Below are 15,646 nucleotides of genomic sequence, written 5' to 3'. Positions count from 1 at the left end.
ATATTATGATTACCCTATGCTATTCAAAAACTATCACGCTTAGAAATATATAATAATATAAATATTATTAAATCTTCTATTAGAATAAATATAAATCAAATTAATTTTAAAATAAAAATTCAATCATTATTATATTTTAACCAGCATCGTTAAAATCATTATTAAACAAACTGTCTGTTGTAAGCGCCTTTGTATGGGAACATCCCCCTTTCACTGGACCATATAACTTTAAAAAACTGGATGTATTCATTAGGCCTTAGGGTTCGTAACCTATCTTTGGCTTATATCTAGCAATGAACCTGTCTATACACTCTTTGAATTTTGAGGACTATCATGCGCCTACATTTTATTGTTCATGAAGATTTTGAAGCACCTGGTGCATATGAAATTTGGGGTCAAAATAATAACTTCAAAATGACATATTCAAGAGTGTATTTAAATGAAGAATTACCTTCTACGGTTGAAGAAATTGATTTTCTTATTGTGATGGGTGGGCCGCAAAGTCCAGATACGACCATTGAAGCATGTTCTCATTTTAATTCACTCGCTGAACAAGCTGTCATTAAGAAAGCCATCCAAGCAAACAAAGTTGTTTTAGGGATATGTTTAGGTTCACAGCTCATCGGTGAAGCTTTAGGTGCCAAGTTTGAACATAGCCCTGAAAGAGAGATTGGTAAGTTTCCTATTATGCTGACAGAGTACGGTTTTAAAAATTCTCTATTCTCACATTTAGGAAAAATGACAGAGGTTGGCCACTGGCACAATGATATGCCCGGGTTAACGAGCGATGCAAAAATTATTGCTTTTAGTGCAGGTTGTCCGCGACAAATCGTTGAATACTCAAAATTAGTTTATGGTTTGCAATGTCATATGGAACTAACGCCTGAAGTTGTTGAATTACTCATTCAACATTCAGCAACTGAACTCAATCAAGCTCATGATTATAAATTTGTTAATACCCGAGAAGAATTGAGGAGTCATGACTATCAAGAAATGAATCAAAACTTGTTTATTTTCCTAGATAAATTAAAAAATGAGTATTTAAAACTTAGCTAAATGATGGCAAAGCCCTTTTAATAGGGCTTTCTTTCGTGAAGTGAGTTGAGCTGTCATGCAGGTAGCAATAGAGACCCAAGTAGTAGATGGTCGCTATACAACATTTAATAAAATAATAGCGCCTGTCACACATTAAGCGGCTGATATGCAAAGTTAGCTTTTAGGTTTTAAGACGGCTATATCACACTTTCAACACGCATTTGTTCTGCGCACTGTAGGGCATGTTGCAAATCTTTTTGTAAATCGACCACCGATTCTAGTCCAATATTCAAGCGTACCAAATAGCCATCTTTAGGTAGATTGGTATGGGTTCGATAAGCTTGCCCCACAGGTAGAATCAAACTTTCAAACCCACCCCAAGACAAACCAATGTGAAATAATTGCAGCGAGTCAAAGAATTTTTGTACATAAGAAGGTTCAGATTCTTTTAAATAAAAAGCAAATACTCCAGATGAACCATCAAAATCTCTCAACCACAAATCATGATAAGGGCTAGTTTCTAAGCCAGGATGAAGCACTTCCTTAATAGCCGGATGTGTTGCTAGAAATTGAGCAATAATTAGAGCACTGTTTTGATGCTGCTTTAACCTTACCGCTAAACTTCGCAAGCCCCGTGAAGCCAAATAAATGTCGTCTGGGCTTGTGGTCTCACCAAACAAATGTCCAGTTTTAGCGAGTTGTTCATATGTTTCGGCGTTTGCAGTAGCCACGCCCATTAATATGTCAGAATGGCCGCCAATATATTTGGTTACAGACTGAATAGAAATATCAGCACCATGCTTTAAGGGTTGAAAAAGTAACGGCGTTGCCCAAGAGTTATCAACTAATACTTTTGCACCGTATTGATGACTAATTGCAGAAATTGCTGCTACATCACTCAATTCAAACGTCATTGAACCCGGTGACTCAATAAACACCACACTGGTACGATGATTAATTTTTTCGGTTAATGCCTCAAGGCTGGTAGAGTCAAAATAGTCAACACTTACCCCCATACGGACTAATATATTGTCAGCAAAATTTCGTGTTGGGCCATAGATATTATCGGCAATCAAGACATGACTATTTGCCTCTACACAAGCCATAAGTGCATGTGTACATGCCGATAACCCAGATGGAAACACCATACTACCCGCACCACCTTCAAGTGCATTGATTGCACTTTCAAAAGATTTGGCTGTTGCGGCGCCGAAACGGCCATAATGTCGATATACCCCACCATTTCGTTTAAATTCTTCCCACTCTCTAAAGCTATTTACAACAATAGTAGAACCACGAAAAACAGGTGTGTTGACTAGACCATCAAAGCGCTCGGGTGTTCGTCCTAAATTAATGACATCTGTACTGAATTGATTCACTTTTATATTCCGAGAAACATATCAACTTTATTACCAATTCATGATAGTGAGGTTTCAATGGATATAAATTTTAATCTTTTCTATTTTTTATCTTTATATTAGATTTCTATTTCCTATTTTTACTTAAAATTAGAATTTAAATCCGATATTTATTTCTTAGGGTAAAATATTATTTTATAACACTCTTTGCGTCGATCTACTTGTTGTTCGAACTAGCTCTTATGAAAGGTACTTCTCACACTATCCTTCATCTATGATTTGCTGAATACGCTTTTGGTAATTATTTAAAAAATCATGCGTCACGCGGAAATGTTCCGTTTGCTCATACTGGATTTCACGGATTCCAGTGCCAGAAAAGTGATAGATTTTAGCGTTGGGATAAGCCAGTAAAATTGGGGAATGTGTTGCAATGATGAGTTGTGACTGTTTTTTGCATAATTCATGAATAGCCGACAAAGCGACAAATTGCATGCTAGGTGAAAGAGCAGCTTCAGGTTCATCTAATAAATAAAGCCCCTCACCTTGTAATTTATTGGTCAGCAGTTTTAAAAAGCTTTCCCCATGTGAACACGCATGGATATTGCCACCATAACTTTTTACATAGTTCAGTTCATTCATATATGTGCCGACATTGTAATAACTCTCGGCTCTTAAAAAGTAATAGTCTTTAGGCTTTTTAAAGCTTTTAATCATTCTTAAATACTGAAATAAACCTGATGAACTACTCGCTGAATTAAGTCGCACGTTTAGAGTGCCGCCTTCTTCGGAAAAGCCAAGTGCCAAAGCGATGGCTTCCATAATCGTCGACTTACCAGAGCCATTTTCACCAACAAAAAAAGTAACGTCTGGATGGAACCTTAATTGTTCAATATCATTAACGGCTGGTATCGCAAAAGGATAAATTGACCAGTCTGCCTGCATATTTGCTTTAATTTGTACCGAACGTAAATAAGGCTTAGCTTCTAGCATTTTTGCTGGTCCTTAATTTTTAATAGTATTCGCAGTTTTTATTAGAAAAAATTTAAAGGAAGTTCTGTCGTATATTTAATTTGCTCCATGGCAAAACTAGAACTCACATCAGCCAAGCCGTTAATTTCAATTAATTTTTTATAAACTTTATCGAACTCAGCAACATCCGATACGGCGACTTTAAGTAAATAATCTGTTTCACCTGCCATTCTATACACTTCAATAACTTCATCTATGCTATAGATATGAGAGTGAAATTTTTGAATCCACTCAATATTGTGTTGTGCAGTTTTAATAAACACCATCACAATCACATTAATGTTGAGTTTTTTACGGTCTAGCAAAGCGACTTTTGCACGAATAATACCCTCTTCTTCCATTTTATGTATTCTGCGCCAGCAAGCCGTGTTGCTTAATCCCACCTTTTCAGCAATATCACCTATTGCTAATGTGCAGTCCTTCTGTAGAAGATCTAATATTACACGGTCATATTTATCTAAATTTAACTTCATACCTTCCAGCTTCTCTGCACTATGTATTTGCAATAAATCAAATCAATGAACAATATATTAGATTGTTATTCTAATTTTAATAAAAAAGATATTTACCTATATTTTAAATGATCTTCGTGCATTCGAGACGCATTTATTTCTATTGTCCACCTAACAATTTATTTTTAAAGCTTGAAAGTTTAGATGAGCTTTTATTATTATCTTGTACATATTCGGTACAATAAAAGAGACAAGAAAAATGCCAAATCAATTTGATGCTGTGTCTATAACAAAAAAAGCGAATGTTCATTACGAGGGACACTCTATTAGTCATGTTATTGAACTTGAAGATGGTACAAAAAAGACTTTAGGGGTGATTCTACCAACAGAAAAAGCGTTAACTTTTAAAACCCACGTTTCAGAACGCATTGAGATCATTTCAGGAAAATGTAGTGTTCAAATTGGCGATGATCCGGACACTAAAGTCTACTCAAGTGGTGAGTCTTTTAATGTTCCAGAAAACAGTAAATTTAAAATTATCACAGATGAAGTGATTGATTACGTCTGCCATTTAGAATGAATTAAAATTACAAAGCCATACCTTTCATAGGATGTGGTTTTCCTATGAACAATTTCATCTTTTCTTAAAACTAGACAAGATGAAGTTTAAATTTTTAGTACCTAAGTACTTTTACAATTATCTATAAGCTTCCACCACCATCAACATTGAGAACTTGGCCGGTAATAAAGCCCGCATGATCTGACAATAAAAAAGCGACTGCATGTGCAACATCTTGTGGAGTACCTATTCTTCCCAAAGGAATACTTTCTAATATTGCTTTTTCAGCTTCACTTCCAACGGGTCGGGTTTTTCTAAAAAGTTCCGTTTCAATTGGCCCCGGCGCGATACAGTTTACCGTTATTCCAAACTCAGCCAACTCAAGTGCCCAAGTTTTAGTACACCCGACCAATGCACTTTTTGCTGCCGAGTATGCTGTCCGTTGTTTTGCTCCGTAAATTGCCCTGCTGCCAATATTAATAATTCGCCCAAAGCGCTGTTCTTTTAGTTGCGCAACAAAATGCTGAGTCACTTGTATAGCCGCTCTTACATTTAAGTTCCAAACTTCCTCTAAGGCAAGGAAGGAAATCTGGCCCAAAGGTTGGGGCAAACTAATTCCTGAGTTATTTACGATTCCATGTATGACATGAGATTTAGAAATTAATGCTAAGGTTTCTTCAGTCTGTTCTATATTGGATAAATCACAACTAAAAAGCTGTCCAGGAAAGTCTATATGGTCGATATTTCTGGCGATGCCAATGACGTGATGTCCCTGCAAGGACAGCTCGTCGCTAATTGCTTTTCCAATACCTTTCGTAGCGCCTGTCACTAAATAAGTGTTTTTCATAGCGGATCCTTATTAGACATAAAATAGTTTCTGGTTCGTTCTCCCCTGTTAACTACAAAAATAATAAAACACTCACTATGATTTTTTATGACGGTAAGCAGATTTATATAAATCTCAAGAAAACTATAATCAATATCTCCAAAATGGACATGACTTTATTTTGATTTTCTTATTTGAAATTAAGAAGTGGTTATATTTGTATACGTTAAAAAGTTGTTATAGTCATTCGACTTGAGTTGGTCTTTCAAGCTCTTAGTTTAAAGGCAAAATTGAGTGGCTAAGTTTAAGTTAATACATTAAAAAGAGTACGAAATAATGAAAAATTCAGTCGATGAGAAAAGAAGAATTTTCCGAGATCTCCATAAAGACGGATGCTTTATTTTACCCAATCCTTGGGATGCAGGCAGTGCAAAAATACTCGAACAACTGGGCTATAAAGCACTAGCAACAACAAGCTCAGGTTATGCATGGTCTTGCGGAAAGGCCGATGGTCAACTCGACCGAGATGAAACCTTGGCACATCTAGGTTATATGGTTCAGTTCACTAACCTGCCTATAAATGCTGATTTTGAAAGTGGCTTTTCAGATACAACTCAAGGCGTCATTGAAAATGTTCTAATGGCAATTGATACAGGTATAGCGGGTATTTCTATTGAAGATTCAACTGGAAATAGTGAAAAGCCGCTTCGTGATATTCCTGATGCTGTTGAAAGAATACGAGCAGCTCGCGTAGCGATCGATCAAAGTGGAACTAACGTCATGCTTATTGGTCGTGCTGAAAACTTCTTTGTGGGTGTACCCGATTTAGAAGATACCATTAACAGGTTAAAAGCATATTCGAAAGCTGGTGCTGACTGCCTGTATGCGCCTGGTATTAAAACTCGTGAACAAATCATCGCTGTGGTGAATGCCGTTTCACCAAAACCTGTAAACGTTTTAATTGGTTGGGATAGTGATTTAACGGCAGCAGAACTTGCAGACTTGGGTGTAAGACGTATTAGCCTTGGTGGTGCATTAGCTCGTTCAGCTTGGGATGGTTTTATTAAAACAGCAAGTGCGATTGCCGAGTCAGGCAATTTCCATTCGCTCAATACTTCGGTTTCAAGTGGCGATCTTAATAGTCGATTTAAATAAGATTTGGATAAACCGCTTTTTAGTACCTTTTAGCTAGGACCTCTGTTATGCCTTTAAACATAACGCTTTCAAGCCATCGTATACGACTGCGCCTATTCACTATTGAAGATTCAAAAGACCTTGTTACCGCTGCTTCAGATGGAGAACTATGGAACCTCCCTTTCACTGTAGTTCCTTCAGCAGAAACAGTAGATGACTATATTCAGCATGCACTAGAAGGTTACCAAGCTGGTACGGTTCTTCCTTTTGTAGTCGAAGACCTTGCTACAGGAAAAATTATTGGGTCTAGCAGATTTTGGAAAATAGATAGAAAAAATTTAAAGTTAGAAATTGGAAGTACTTGGTACTCAAAATCGTGGCAGCGAACATATGCAAATACAGAAGCAAAATATTTGTTGCTTCAATACGCCTTTGAAGAGCTAAATTGCGTTAGAGTTCAGTTCACAACAGATGTACTTAATGAAAAATCCCAGAATGCGATTTTAAGACTCGGTGCCCAGAAAGAAGGTGTGGTTAGAAATGAGCGAATTATGCCTGATGGGAGAAAAAGGAATTCAATCAGGTTCAGTATTATTGATGAAGAGTGGCCGAGCATAAAAGATAATCTAATTAAAAAGTTAAATTGTTATTAATTTTTCCTGAGGCTTTATTGCCTGCAAACCATTGCAAATGAGTCTCATTTATATATACTTTACACACTTTTTTGAGTCTAGTCGGCACTGCTTTTTGTTCGCTTGAATAGTCGCTTTTTTTAGCCTTTCACGATTTTTATATCACTTAGGTATACTTATGTTTGCTTTCTCCCCGCGTAAAAATTTAATTACTGTTGAAATTTTAAAACATAGTAGCCCCTTACTTTTATCCCTCATCCCGATGATGTCTTGGGCAGAAGCAACCGCGATTCAACCAGCACAACTAGAAACGATTAAGGTTCAGGCTGAAGCAGACTCAAGTTATATCGCAACACAAACGGCGTTGACCCTCAGAGGCAAACAAAAAAATCTAGAAAGCCCGCAAACCGTAAACGTTGTATCTAAGCAATACATGAAAGATTATTTGCCTGCAAACTTGGACAATGCACTGACCCAAGTCAGCGGCATTACGCAGGGTAATACTTTAGGCGGTACACAAGACACCGTAATGAAACGCGGCTTTGGTGATAACCGTGACGGTTCAATTACCGTAAATGGTATGCCAATTGTGCAAGGCCGAACCATGAATGCGGCAGTTGAACAAGTCGAAGTTTTAAAAGGCCCATCTTCATTGCTCTATGGCATTATGGACCCGGGTGGTGTGGTCAATGTCATTACAAAAAAACCTGAGACAACTCAGAAAACTGAACTTTCCGTTTACGGCTCAAGCTTTGCAGCAGGTAAAAATGGTTTAGGTGCAAGCATAGATACCACAGGCGCAATTAGCGATAGTAACTTTGCCTATCGCTTTATTGCCGATCATTCCGACGCCGACTATTGGCGTAATTTTGGTAATCTCAAACAGACTTTAATTGCTCCGTCTGTAGCATGGGATAATGGCCAAACTAAAGTGAACCTAAGCTATCAATACCGTCACTTTGATGTACCTTTTGACCGCTCTACCGTTTTTGACCCGAAAACCAACAAAGCCCTACCGATCTCTAAATATCAACGTCTAGATGAAGCTTTTAACCAAATGAAAGGCGAAGATCATTTGGCGCAATTGTTGGTAGATCATCAAATTAATGATAATTGGTCGGCTCACTTTGGTTATACCTACAACTATGAAACCTACGATGCCAACCAGTTACGTGTGACCAAATTAGATACAACTAAACACACCGTGACACGCCGTACCGATGCGACCTTAAATGCAGAAAGTATTGATAGTAATGCTCAAGCTTACATCAATGGTTCAACCAACCTGTTTGGTTTAAAACATGATATTCAATTCGGTTCAGACATTGAGTACCGTAAATATTTCCGTCCCGACATGGTTCGTGGCAATACCTCAACTTTAGATTATTTAAATCCAAGTTTTGGAACTGTTGAGCCATCTCAAAATGTTGTCGCTTCAGATAGTGACCAAACCGATAAACTGCATACCTACGGTTTTTATGTACAAGATGCAATTCACTTAAATGACAAATGGATTGCTGTACTTGGTGGACGTTACCTGAACTATCAGCAAACTGCTGGACGTGGCAGACCGTTTAAAGAAAATACCAATACCAATGATGATGCTTGGCTTCCACATGCAGGTTTAGTCTATAAGTGGAATGACCAGCTTTCATTCTATGGTAGCTATACCGAGTCACTTAAACCGTCTTCTTCTATTGCACCTTTGGGTGGCGATGCTGTCATTAATTCTGATGTTCAACCTGAACAAGCCAAGTCTTATGAAGTTGGCGCGAAATATGAGTTAAATGACCGTGTTAAAGCAAACTTTGCACTCTACGATATTAAAAAACGTAACGTTTTAGCTAAAGTGACTAACTCATCAACTGGTGAAGTTGAACTGCATACGACAGGTGCTGTACGTTCTAAAGGTGCTGAACTTGACCTAACAGGACGTGTAACCGACCAGCTTGATGCGACCCTCACCTATGCTTATACAGACGCAAAAGTGACTGAAGATGAAAGTGGCCTTGAGGGCAATCGCTTAAATAATGTAGCGAAAAACACTGCTTCTTTAGCATTGGCCTATAACTATGGTGAACTTTACAACGGTAATTTACGTTTTGGCGTAAGTGGTAATTATGTGGGTAAACGTGCTGGCGATTCGGAAAATACCTTTGACCTGCCTGACTATACTCTTGCCAATGCCTTTGTAAGTTATGACACGACTATTGCCAAACAAGCGGTCACGTTCCAATTTAACTTAAATAATATCTTTGACAAAACCTACTACACAGCTAGCGTCAATAATTTAGCCGTGTCTCAAGGTGACTCTCGCCAAGCGGTATTACGTGCAACCTTTAAATTTTAAAACATGGGATCAGAGCAGTGCCTAAAGTACTGCTCTTTTGAGAACATTATGAAAAAGCTTCTTTCCGTTGTCGTGTTGATTGGCACATTGTTTAGCTCAGCAGTTTATGCTCAAACACGAATTGCCCTCATCTCTCAAGTTAAAGGTGCATCGGCTGGTACAGATATTGCCATTCAAAAATACTTACAAAGCAAGGGCTATCAAGTTGAGGTATTAGATCAATCTGTTTCACCAAATAGTTTAAAGAACACAGACTTAGTCATTATTTCATCTACGGTTGCTTCTAAAAACCTTCAATCTGGTTGGCGTCAACTTCCCCTTCCACTCATGACGTGGGAAAACGATTATCTTGATGACTTGGCTATGACAGGTAAACGCATTAATAACGATTTTGGCGAAGTCGAGAAAGAACGTTATCTGTGGTTGGTCAATGCACCACACCCTCTCTCTGCGCATCTTCCAGCCGGAACCCGCAATGTATATAAAGCTCAAGCGCCTATGAGTTGGGGTAAGCCGGGTTTAGGTGCCACCATTATCGCAACGATTTATGGCCAACCTGAAAAAGTAGCAATTTGGGGATATGAGAAAGGTGCAACCATGGACTATGAATCTTTAGCACCTGCAAAACGTCTTATGTTCTTCCTTAACAATGACACCTTTATCAATCTATCTGACGATGGCTTAAAACTGTTTGATGCCTCAATTGAATGGCTCACCAATAAATAAAACTATTTGTGCAGCTCTCAAGGTTTCTCATTACACTTTGTAGAGCTGCAATTAATAAACAACATTTACGCGCACCCAATCTTCATACTTTGTAGCCTGAACATTAGTACTCGATGTAATTACCCCATGTATAGGAATATTTTCTTTCATACCTGTTGCTACACCTGAGTGCATTTTACTTGCTACATTTCCCCAAATTTGGGTATGACCAGCATCTTGATACAGTACATATGCCACAGAAGCAGGACTGGTGGCTGACTTAAGTTCAAAGTTATTGTCCGAGGTAACCGCCACTTGATATGGCGTATTTTGGCTACATTGGACAGATACATCGGTTCTTGCAGCAGCGACTGGCTGAGCGCGTACAACTGAACCAAAGTCTAAATTCCCTTGGGTTGAAACTTCACAAGTGTCTACAATGGTTAAGCTCACCTTTAAGGAAGTAGATGCATTTCCAGCATGTGCGCTATTTATTATCAGCATTCCCATAAGGGAAAATAAGGCGTATTTAATGACTTTCATTTCTTCTCCTTATCTTTTTTTGTTCTAATATCTACTCATCTTTATAATGTCATTTTTCTGTTTTACTAAAGAAACAGTTTCAGGGTCATTAAGTTATAAAACTTAATATCACCTACTGTCAATCGATAATAATCACATGATTTTCATATTATTCTTATAATTTGTGATGAATTAAACGTAATTTATTTAGTTTAAAAAGTAGTTAATATTTTTTTATTTCCATTCAATATAAATTAATTTTCTTCGGGTTTTACTTTTCTAAATACTTTAGAAAACCATTGTTTAATCTTAGCCCAATATTCCTTACCTAATAGAGCAATTGCAATTAAAAATAGAACCTCTCCTAGTACCATCAACCCTGTGATCACGGCGGCTTTATAAGGAATATCTAAAAAAGGAAGAATAGGAAACGAAATCCAATACAAGCCAACGAATCCTAATAAAACTAAGCCTATTTTCTTTTTGAGGTTCAATTGAGGACGTGTCATAAACAAATTTTAAACTTAAAAATTTATAAATCTCATTATTCACTTCTTTGTGTATAGAGCATTGAAAAAGTGTGTAAAAAGCATGGAGAAATAAAAATCTTTAAAAACCGAAGAATTCTGTCCATTCTCGCAATTGCATAAAAAAAGGCATCAAAATAATATAAGCCCCGATAGAATATAACTTTACATATTGTTTAGCTTATAGATTGAATACTAAGAAAACTGTGAAGTTAAATTTAAAATGAATAATTCTAGTGACTAAAACCATCCACTTTTAAATCGAGAATCCATTGATATGAAAAAATATTTATTATTACTTTTACTTAGCTTTTATTCGATTCATTCATTTGCTTCGGACAAACTACATGGCAGTGTTTGGAAAACCATTGATGATGCAACCAATCAACCTAGAGCACTCGTCAGATTTAGCGAAGACAAAAACGGTCTTCTCTCTGCAAATATTGAAAAAATTCTTGTTCCAAGCGAAGCCAACAAATGTACGATGTGTGAAGGTACTTATAAAAACAAATCTTTAATTGGTTTAACCATCGTCAAAAATTTAAAAAGTATAGGTAAAAATAAATATGACAAAGGATCCATTCTCGACCCTCAGTCAGACAAGACCTATCGCTTTAGCGTAACTGTATCGCCAGATGGTGAAAAACTCACCGCGCGTGGCTACATTGGTATTTCTGCAATTGGCCGTAACCAAACGTGGTATCGAGTTAAATAATTCATGAAGTAGCTTTTGACTAACTTTCTATAGCTACTCACCGATCATAATTAAAGTCTATATGTGCACTACATAAATTATATATGTAGACAGTGTTATGATCGGTACTTAGCCTGAATAATCAGCATAATAATAACGAATAGCGAAGGTATGGCAGCAATCACAAATAGATGGGTAATGACCAAAAATTGAGAGAGATACCCGCCAAATAAAGGCCCAATCACCGAACCCAAGCGGGCAATTCCAATACTCCAGCCCACACCAGTAGTACGAAGTGAAACTGGGTAATAACTGGCCGACAATGCATTAATGGCAGGTTGCCCACCAACAATGGCAAAGCCAGCAATAAAAATAATCATAAACAATAAAACGATATGGCTAACCGCATAGCCAATTAAAGCAACACTTATCACTGCGACTAAAAACACAGGAATTAATACTTTATAAAATCCAGTCTTATCAATTTTAAGACCCATTACCACACTACCAATCGTACCGCCTAATTGTAGAGTCGAGCCGATCATTAATGCCTGATTTAATGAAAGTCCTGACTCTTTGGCCAAAGTCGGTAGCCAGTTCGACAGGAAGTAAAGGCTGATCATATTTAAAATACTAATGATCCAGATGGAATAGGTAAAAAACGCACGCTTATTTTTAAACAACTCAAGCGGAGACTTTTTAACTTGAACTTCAGTGTTATTGATAATTTTTATTTCTGAATTAAACGTTAATGCGGGATAAAACTTCTTTAACCAAAACAAAATTTTAGGAGTGTTTTTGCTATTTTCACTCAAAAAATATAAAGACTCTGGCAGTTTAAAGAAGGTAATAAAGAAAATGATTAGAGGGATAATTCCGCCAAAGTAAAAAATTGACTGCCATCCTCCCCAAGGAACCAATAAGGCGGATATACCGCCTCCTAACATGGCTCCTACCGTATAGCCACAAGAAATGACCATCATGGTAAAAATACGAGATTTGTATGGAACAATTTCGGAGCTATAAGCCATCACATTTGGCATGATACCGCCTAAAAAAATTCCTGTAACAAAGCGGATTGCGGTCAGTTGTTCAATATTGCCTACATGGGGTGTTAACAGCATTAGCACCGAGAACATAAAGGTCGAGATAAGTAGTATCGGACGGCGACCAAACCGATCGGAAAGTGAACTTAATAAAAATGATCCGACAAATAAACCAAATAAGCTTGCGCTAAACACAACGCCTAGCATGGTTTTTTGAACGCCCCAGTCTTCTATAATCATTGGGGCTGCGTAAGCCATGGACTGGATGTCATAACCATCCATAATCATGAGTAATAAACAGGTGACCAGAATAAATTTTTGATAAGGTCCAACTTTCTGCTGATTAATCAAATCACTCAATGCAACTTCTTTCATGGTATTCCTTTCTCCATGAGACGCTTTAAATTAATTCCATTTTAATTATGATATACGTAATCTATTTACGATTAGCGTAAAACAAAATAGCACACCTCATCGCACGGCGTCTATGGTCTGCTCATCTCACAAAACCCCAAGCAAACCATATATCCTATTATTTAAATAACCCCCTTTACCTCAAACAAGTCGACTTAAAAAAGCACTCTACGGCTACATCCCTATGCTCCAGACTGTTCGAGCTTAAAACCTGTAGCAGCAAACCATCTATTAGGTTTACCACCATGTTGGCATCGAATTTTGGCTCATTAATTTCTCCGCTAAAAATCAGGTCAAAAATTTCATGGCGCAGCCACTTTCGGTATTCAACCGCCATACGGTAAGCCTGCGGGTGAAGCAGTTTTATTTCAAAAATAGCTTTAAGTAGAAGGTTATACAGGCTGTTTAAATTGGTATGTAAAACTATAATTTCTTTGAGTTTATCTTTTGACGTGTAGTAACGGTTTGAGTAGATGATAGAGAGCACTTCTTCTCTCAGTAGACTTTTTTGAAAGGCGATGCACATTTCGATTAAGCGTTCTTTCGAGCCAAAATATTTATAAAACGTGGATTTGGTGATGTTGGCTTCTTTAGCAATCAGGTCTACGCCTGAGGTGTGAAAGCCACGAGTGGTAAAGAGTTGGATTGCGGTTTGAATAACCTGTAATTTCTTGGAAGATAGTTCTAAAGTTGACATAGTTTTACCGTTATAAAATTCTTGTTGTGTCTAAATGAGATAAAAAGCCTGTGCCCTTTTTGGGAGAAAAAAAGGCACAGCAAAGCCGTAAAGACTGTGCGTGGCACATCTCAAGTTTTATTGTTGATGCAAGTTTTTTTGAGTCGTAATGACTTAAAGCCTGAAAACCCTACGGCATTCAAGCTGCTTTAATTTTTTAAGCTGTGTCGTTATAGCTTATGGCAAGGGCTGCCAAGAAATAATGGATGTGCAAAGCCAACTCCTTTTTATTGGGAGTTCCGCCAGACATTAAAATTATGGTGGCAGAACGGAAGAGGGTTGACAGACTGGTCAAACGAGCCAGCACACCCGTAGGTGTCCCCCTCCCGTTCCACCGCAGAGGGGGCGAGAGTGGCTAAACACTAAAAGTATAAAACCTTTAATGCTCGTTTGATTCAGCCTGTCAAAGCCGGCTGGCAATGTGGCCAGCAGGCAAAGGATAGTGCTCAACCCTATTGCAGTCAAGCACGCAAAATGACATTTGTTTTAAAATAGATCATTAAAAAGTAAGGATAAATAATGAGTTGGTTATTGTTAAGTGGGGTTTATAAAATGGGTGAATTAAAAATATTATAATTAATTTTTCATTAGCAATAATACATATTGCTAGCGGTGACTCTTATGAGATGAACTTATATTTATAATGAAATAGAAGTTAAAAAAATTCTTATTTTCTTAACTTCTTAGTTTGGTTATCTATTTAAATTAAATAACTTTATTAATTAAAAAAAGAAACAGCTTCATCTATTAAATCCGCGACTTCAACTGGCTTGGAAGCTAATGAAGCATGGCTCGCATCTAAAGAAATAACTTTTTTAGCATTTAACCTAGAAGACATAAACTCTTGATTTTCTGGACTAATCATTCGATCCTGAGTAGAAATTTGATACCAAGAAGGTTTAGTTTTCCAAGCGGGTGATGAAATCGTGTCGCCGAAGGTGCTTGCTAACGGAGCTTTTTGTGTTACTCCCATCACTAGACCTTCATCTTCTGTTAAGTCTTGACAGAAGCTTTCATGAAATTTGTCTGCTTTAAGCCAAAGGTAACCATCACTATCTGGTGATAAATTAGGAGCAGCGAGAGGTAGATGCTTTTGCGTAATCTCCCCTGGACTCTCATTTGTATCAGGAGCAAACGCTGCTATATAGACTAGACCAACTACATTTGGAAGGTTACCAGCTTCAGTAATAACAGCACCTCCATAAGAGTGCCCAACTAAAATTACGTCGCCATCAATCTGATCTATCATTTTCTTTGTACGTTCAACATCATCAGCTAGTGAAGTTAAAGGTAATTCAACTGCTTGTAATGAGGTAAAACCTCTGTGGGAAAGTTCAATAATAACTTTACTCCAGTGAGCAGCGCCTCCCCAAAAGCCATGTACTAATATAATTGTTGGTTTATTACTCATTGTTTTCTCCTAGCTTTTGCTATGATATTGAAATCAATAAATTAAATTAGAAATATTCACACATGAAGTTCAAACAACCTGATCAAATATCAAACTATAAAATCTTCGTAAAATGATTATTTGCTATAAAACTACTTTTCACAATTACCAAAACAGCATATTTTTTTGCAGAAACATTTTTTTTGATGAGATGTAGTGAGATGGATAATGAACAAG

Annotated in this window: 16 protein-coding genes; 7 read left to right on the top strand and 9 right to left on the bottom strand. The window is 37.3% G+C overall.

The genetic code is table 11. The annotated features are described in order from the left end of the window. Window positions 1-333: 333 nt before the first annotated feature. The gene (locus ACH63V_RS16970; protein WP_396464157.1) at window positions 334-1,056 is read left to right on the top strand and encodes a type 1 glutamine amidotransferase; all 723 of its coding nucleotides are present in this window, start codon (window positions 334-336) and stop codon (window positions 1,054-1,056) included. 176 nt (window positions 1,057-1,232) lie between these two features. Here ACH63V_RS16970 and metC read toward each other — a convergent pair whose 3' ends face one another. The 3 genes from metC to ACH63V_RS16955 all read right to left on the bottom strand — a co-directional run bounded on the left by metC (window position 1,233) and on the right by ACH63V_RS16955 (window position 3,895). Then, window positions 1,233-2,414, bottom strand: a complete 1,182-nt coding sequence (gene metC, locus ACH63V_RS16965; protein WP_396464155.1) for a cystathionine beta-lyase — start codon at window positions 2,412-2,414, stop codon at window positions 1,233-1,235. Window positions 2,415-2,654: 240 nt separating this feature from the next. Continuing rightward, complete coding sequence (locus ACH63V_RS16960; protein ID WP_396464154.1) at window positions 2,655-3,383, bottom strand: AAA family ATPase; 729 nt, start codon at window positions 3,381-3,383, stop codon at window positions 2,655-2,657. A 41-nt stretch (window positions 3,384-3,424) separates the two neighbouring features. Continuing rightward, a complete protein-coding gene (locus ACH63V_RS16955) occupies window positions 3,425-3,895 on the bottom strand; it encodes an Lrp/AsnC family transcriptional regulator (RefSeq protein WP_004702573.1) in 471 nt (156 codons plus the stop codon). Window positions 3,896-4,133: 238 nt separating this feature from the next. On the opposite strand from ACH63V_RS16955, the gene ACH63V_RS16950 reads away from it, so the two are divergent. Beyond that, a complete protein-coding gene (locus tag ACH63V_RS16950; RefSeq protein ID WP_004702576.1) occupies window positions 4,134-4,454 on the top strand; it encodes a pyrimidine/purine nucleoside phosphorylase in 321 nt (106 codons plus the stop codon). 121 nt (window positions 4,455-4,575) lie between these two features. Here ACH63V_RS16950 and ACH63V_RS16945 read toward each other — a convergent pair whose 3' ends face one another. After that, on the bottom strand, window positions 4,576-5,280 hold the full coding sequence (locus ACH63V_RS16945) for an SDR family oxidoreductase (protein ID WP_396464153.1): 705 nt from the start codon (window positions 5,278-5,280) through the stop codon (window positions 4,576-4,578). Window positions 5,281-5,595: 315 nt separating this feature from the next. On the opposite strand from ACH63V_RS16945, the gene ACH63V_RS16940 reads away from it, so the two are divergent. The 4 genes from ACH63V_RS16940 to ACH63V_RS16925 all read left to right on the top strand — a co-directional run bounded on the left by ACH63V_RS16940 (window position 5,596) and on the right by ACH63V_RS16925 (window position 10,101). Next, window positions 5,596-6,414 (top strand): isocitrate lyase/phosphoenolpyruvate mutase family protein, encoded by an 819-nt coding sequence (locus ACH63V_RS16940; RefSeq protein WP_396464152.1) that lies wholly within the window; start codon window positions 5,596-5,598, stop codon window positions 6,412-6,414. A gap of 47 nt (window positions 6,415-6,461) precedes the next feature. Further along, window positions 6,462-7,046 carry a GNAT family N-acetyltransferase gene (locus tag ACH63V_RS16935; RefSeq protein ID WP_396464151.1) on the top strand — a complete coding sequence of 195 codons (585 nt, stop codon included), beginning with the start codon at window positions 6,462-6,464 and terminating at the stop codon, window positions 7,044-7,046. A 157-nt stretch (window positions 7,047-7,203) separates the two neighbouring features. Then, the gene (locus ACH63V_RS16930; RefSeq protein ID WP_396464150.1) at window positions 7,204-9,375 is read left to right on the top strand and encodes a TonB-dependent siderophore receptor; all 2,172 of its coding nucleotides are present in this window, start codon (window positions 7,204-7,206) and stop codon (window positions 9,373-9,375) included. A 48-nt stretch (window positions 9,376-9,423) separates the two neighbouring features. Next, a complete protein-coding gene (locus ACH63V_RS16925) occupies window positions 9,424-10,101 on the top strand; it encodes a hypothetical protein (RefSeq protein ID WP_396464149.1) in 678 nt (225 codons plus the stop codon). Window positions 10,102-10,152: 51 nt separating this feature from the next. Here the strand turns inward: ACH63V_RS16925 and ACH63V_RS16920 are convergent, their stop codons facing one another. Continuing rightward, entirely contained in the window at window positions 10,153-10,623 is a 471-nt protein-coding gene (locus ACH63V_RS16920) for a spore coat U domain-containing protein (protein WP_396464148.1), read from the bottom strand. A gap of 233 nt (window positions 10,624-10,856) precedes the next feature. Then, the gene (locus tag ACH63V_RS16915) at window positions 10,857-11,111 is read right to left on the bottom strand and encodes a transporter suffix domain-containing protein (RefSeq protein WP_396464147.1); all 255 of its coding nucleotides are present in this window, start codon (window positions 11,109-11,111) and stop codon (window positions 10,857-10,859) included. A 295-nt stretch (window positions 11,112-11,406) separates the two neighbouring features. On the opposite strand from ACH63V_RS16915, the gene ACH63V_RS16910 reads away from it, so the two are divergent. Continuing rightward, on the top strand, window positions 11,407-11,844 hold the full coding sequence (locus ACH63V_RS16910; protein WP_114271505.1) for a DUF2147 domain-containing protein: 438 nt from the start codon (window positions 11,407-11,409) through the stop codon (window positions 11,842-11,844). Window positions 11,845-11,939: 95 nt separating this feature from the next. On the opposite strand, the gene ACH63V_RS16905 is transcribed toward ACH63V_RS16910, so the two are convergent. From ACH63V_RS16905 to ACH63V_RS16895, 3 genes are all read right to left on the bottom strand, one after another. After that, entirely contained in the window at window positions 11,940-13,244 is a 1,305-nt protein-coding gene (locus ACH63V_RS16905) for an MFS transporter (RefSeq protein WP_396464146.1), read from the bottom strand. A 175-nt stretch (window positions 13,245-13,419) separates the two neighbouring features. After that, entirely contained in the window at window positions 13,420-13,980 is a 561-nt protein-coding gene (locus ACH63V_RS16900) for a TetR/AcrR family transcriptional regulator (protein ID WP_396464145.1), read from the bottom strand. A gap of 757 nt (window positions 13,981-14,737) precedes the next feature. Next, window positions 14,738-15,430, bottom strand: a complete 693-nt coding sequence (locus tag ACH63V_RS16895; protein ID WP_396464144.1) for an alpha/beta hydrolase — start codon at window positions 15,428-15,430, stop codon at window positions 14,738-14,740. Between the last annotated feature and the right edge of the window lie 216 nt (window positions 15,431-15,646).

The organism is Acinetobacter sp. ABJ-A23_2, from assembly GCF_044538765.1.
Classification (GTDB): domain Bacteria; phylum Pseudomonadota; class Gammaproteobacteria; order Pseudomonadales; family Moraxellaceae; genus Acinetobacter; species Acinetobacter nosocomialis_A.
The sequence above is the reverse complement of the archived record's forward strand: the minus strand, read 5'-3'. Positions and strand labels throughout refer to the sequence as shown.

Excerpts from the sequence above, each read along its gene's own strand:
- ACH63V_RS16910 (WP_114271505.1), top strand. The coding sequence starts at position 11,407 with ATGAAAAAATATTTATTATTACTTTTACTTAGCTTTTATTCGATTCAT.
- ACH63V_RS16915 (WP_396464147.1), bottom strand. The coding sequence starts at position 11,111 with ATGACACGTCCTCAATTGAACCTCAAAAAGAAAATAGGCTTAGTTTTA.
- ACH63V_RS16930 (WP_396464150.1), top strand. The coding sequence starts at position 7,204 with ATGTTTGCTTTCTCCCCGCGTAAAAATTTAATTACTGTTGAAATTTTA.
- ACH63V_RS16920 (WP_396464148.1), bottom strand. The coding sequence starts at position 10,623 with ATGAAAGTCATTAAATACGCCTTATTTTCCCTTATGGGAATGCTGATA.
- ACH63V_RS16935 (WP_396464151.1), top strand. The coding sequence starts at position 6,462 with ATGCCTTTAAACATAACGCTTTCAAGCCATCGTATACGACTGCGCCTA.
- ACH63V_RS16950 (WP_004702576.1), top strand. The coding sequence starts at position 4,134 with ATGCCAAATCAATTTGATGCTGTGTCTATAACAAAAAAAGCGAATGTT.
- ACH63V_RS16945 (WP_396464153.1), bottom strand. The coding sequence starts at position 5,280 with ATGAAAAACACTTATTTAGTGACAGGCGCTACGAAAGGTATTGGAAAA.
- ACH63V_RS16960 (WP_396464154.1), bottom strand. The coding sequence starts at position 3,383 with ATGCTAGAAGCTAAGCCTTATTTACGTTCGGTACAAATTAAAGCAAAT.
- ACH63V_RS16970 (WP_396464157.1), top strand. The coding sequence starts at position 334 with ATGCGCCTACATTTTATTGTTCATGAAGATTTTGAAGCACCTGGTGCA.
- ACH63V_RS16940 (WP_396464152.1), top strand. The coding sequence starts at position 5,596 with ATGAAAAATTCAGTCGATGAGAAAAGAAGAATTTTCCGAGATCTCCAT.
- ACH63V_RS16925 (WP_396464149.1), top strand. The coding sequence starts at position 9,424 with ATGAAAAAGCTTCTTTCCGTTGTCGTGTTGATTGGCACATTGTTTAGC.
- ACH63V_RS16955 (WP_004702573.1), bottom strand. The coding sequence starts at position 3,895 with ATGAAGTTAAATTTAGATAAATATGACCGTGTAATATTAGATCTTCTA.
- ACH63V_RS16905 (WP_396464146.1), bottom strand. The coding sequence starts at position 13,244 with ATGAAAGAAGTTGCATTGAGTGATTTGATTAATCAGCAGAAAGTTGGA.
- ACH63V_RS16900 (WP_396464145.1), bottom strand. The coding sequence starts at position 13,980 with ATGTCAACTTTAGAACTATCTTCCAAGAAATTACAGGTTATTCAAACC.
- ACH63V_RS16895 (WP_396464144.1), bottom strand. The coding sequence starts at position 15,430 with ATGAGTAATAAACCAACAATTATATTAGTACATGGCTTTTGGGGAGGC.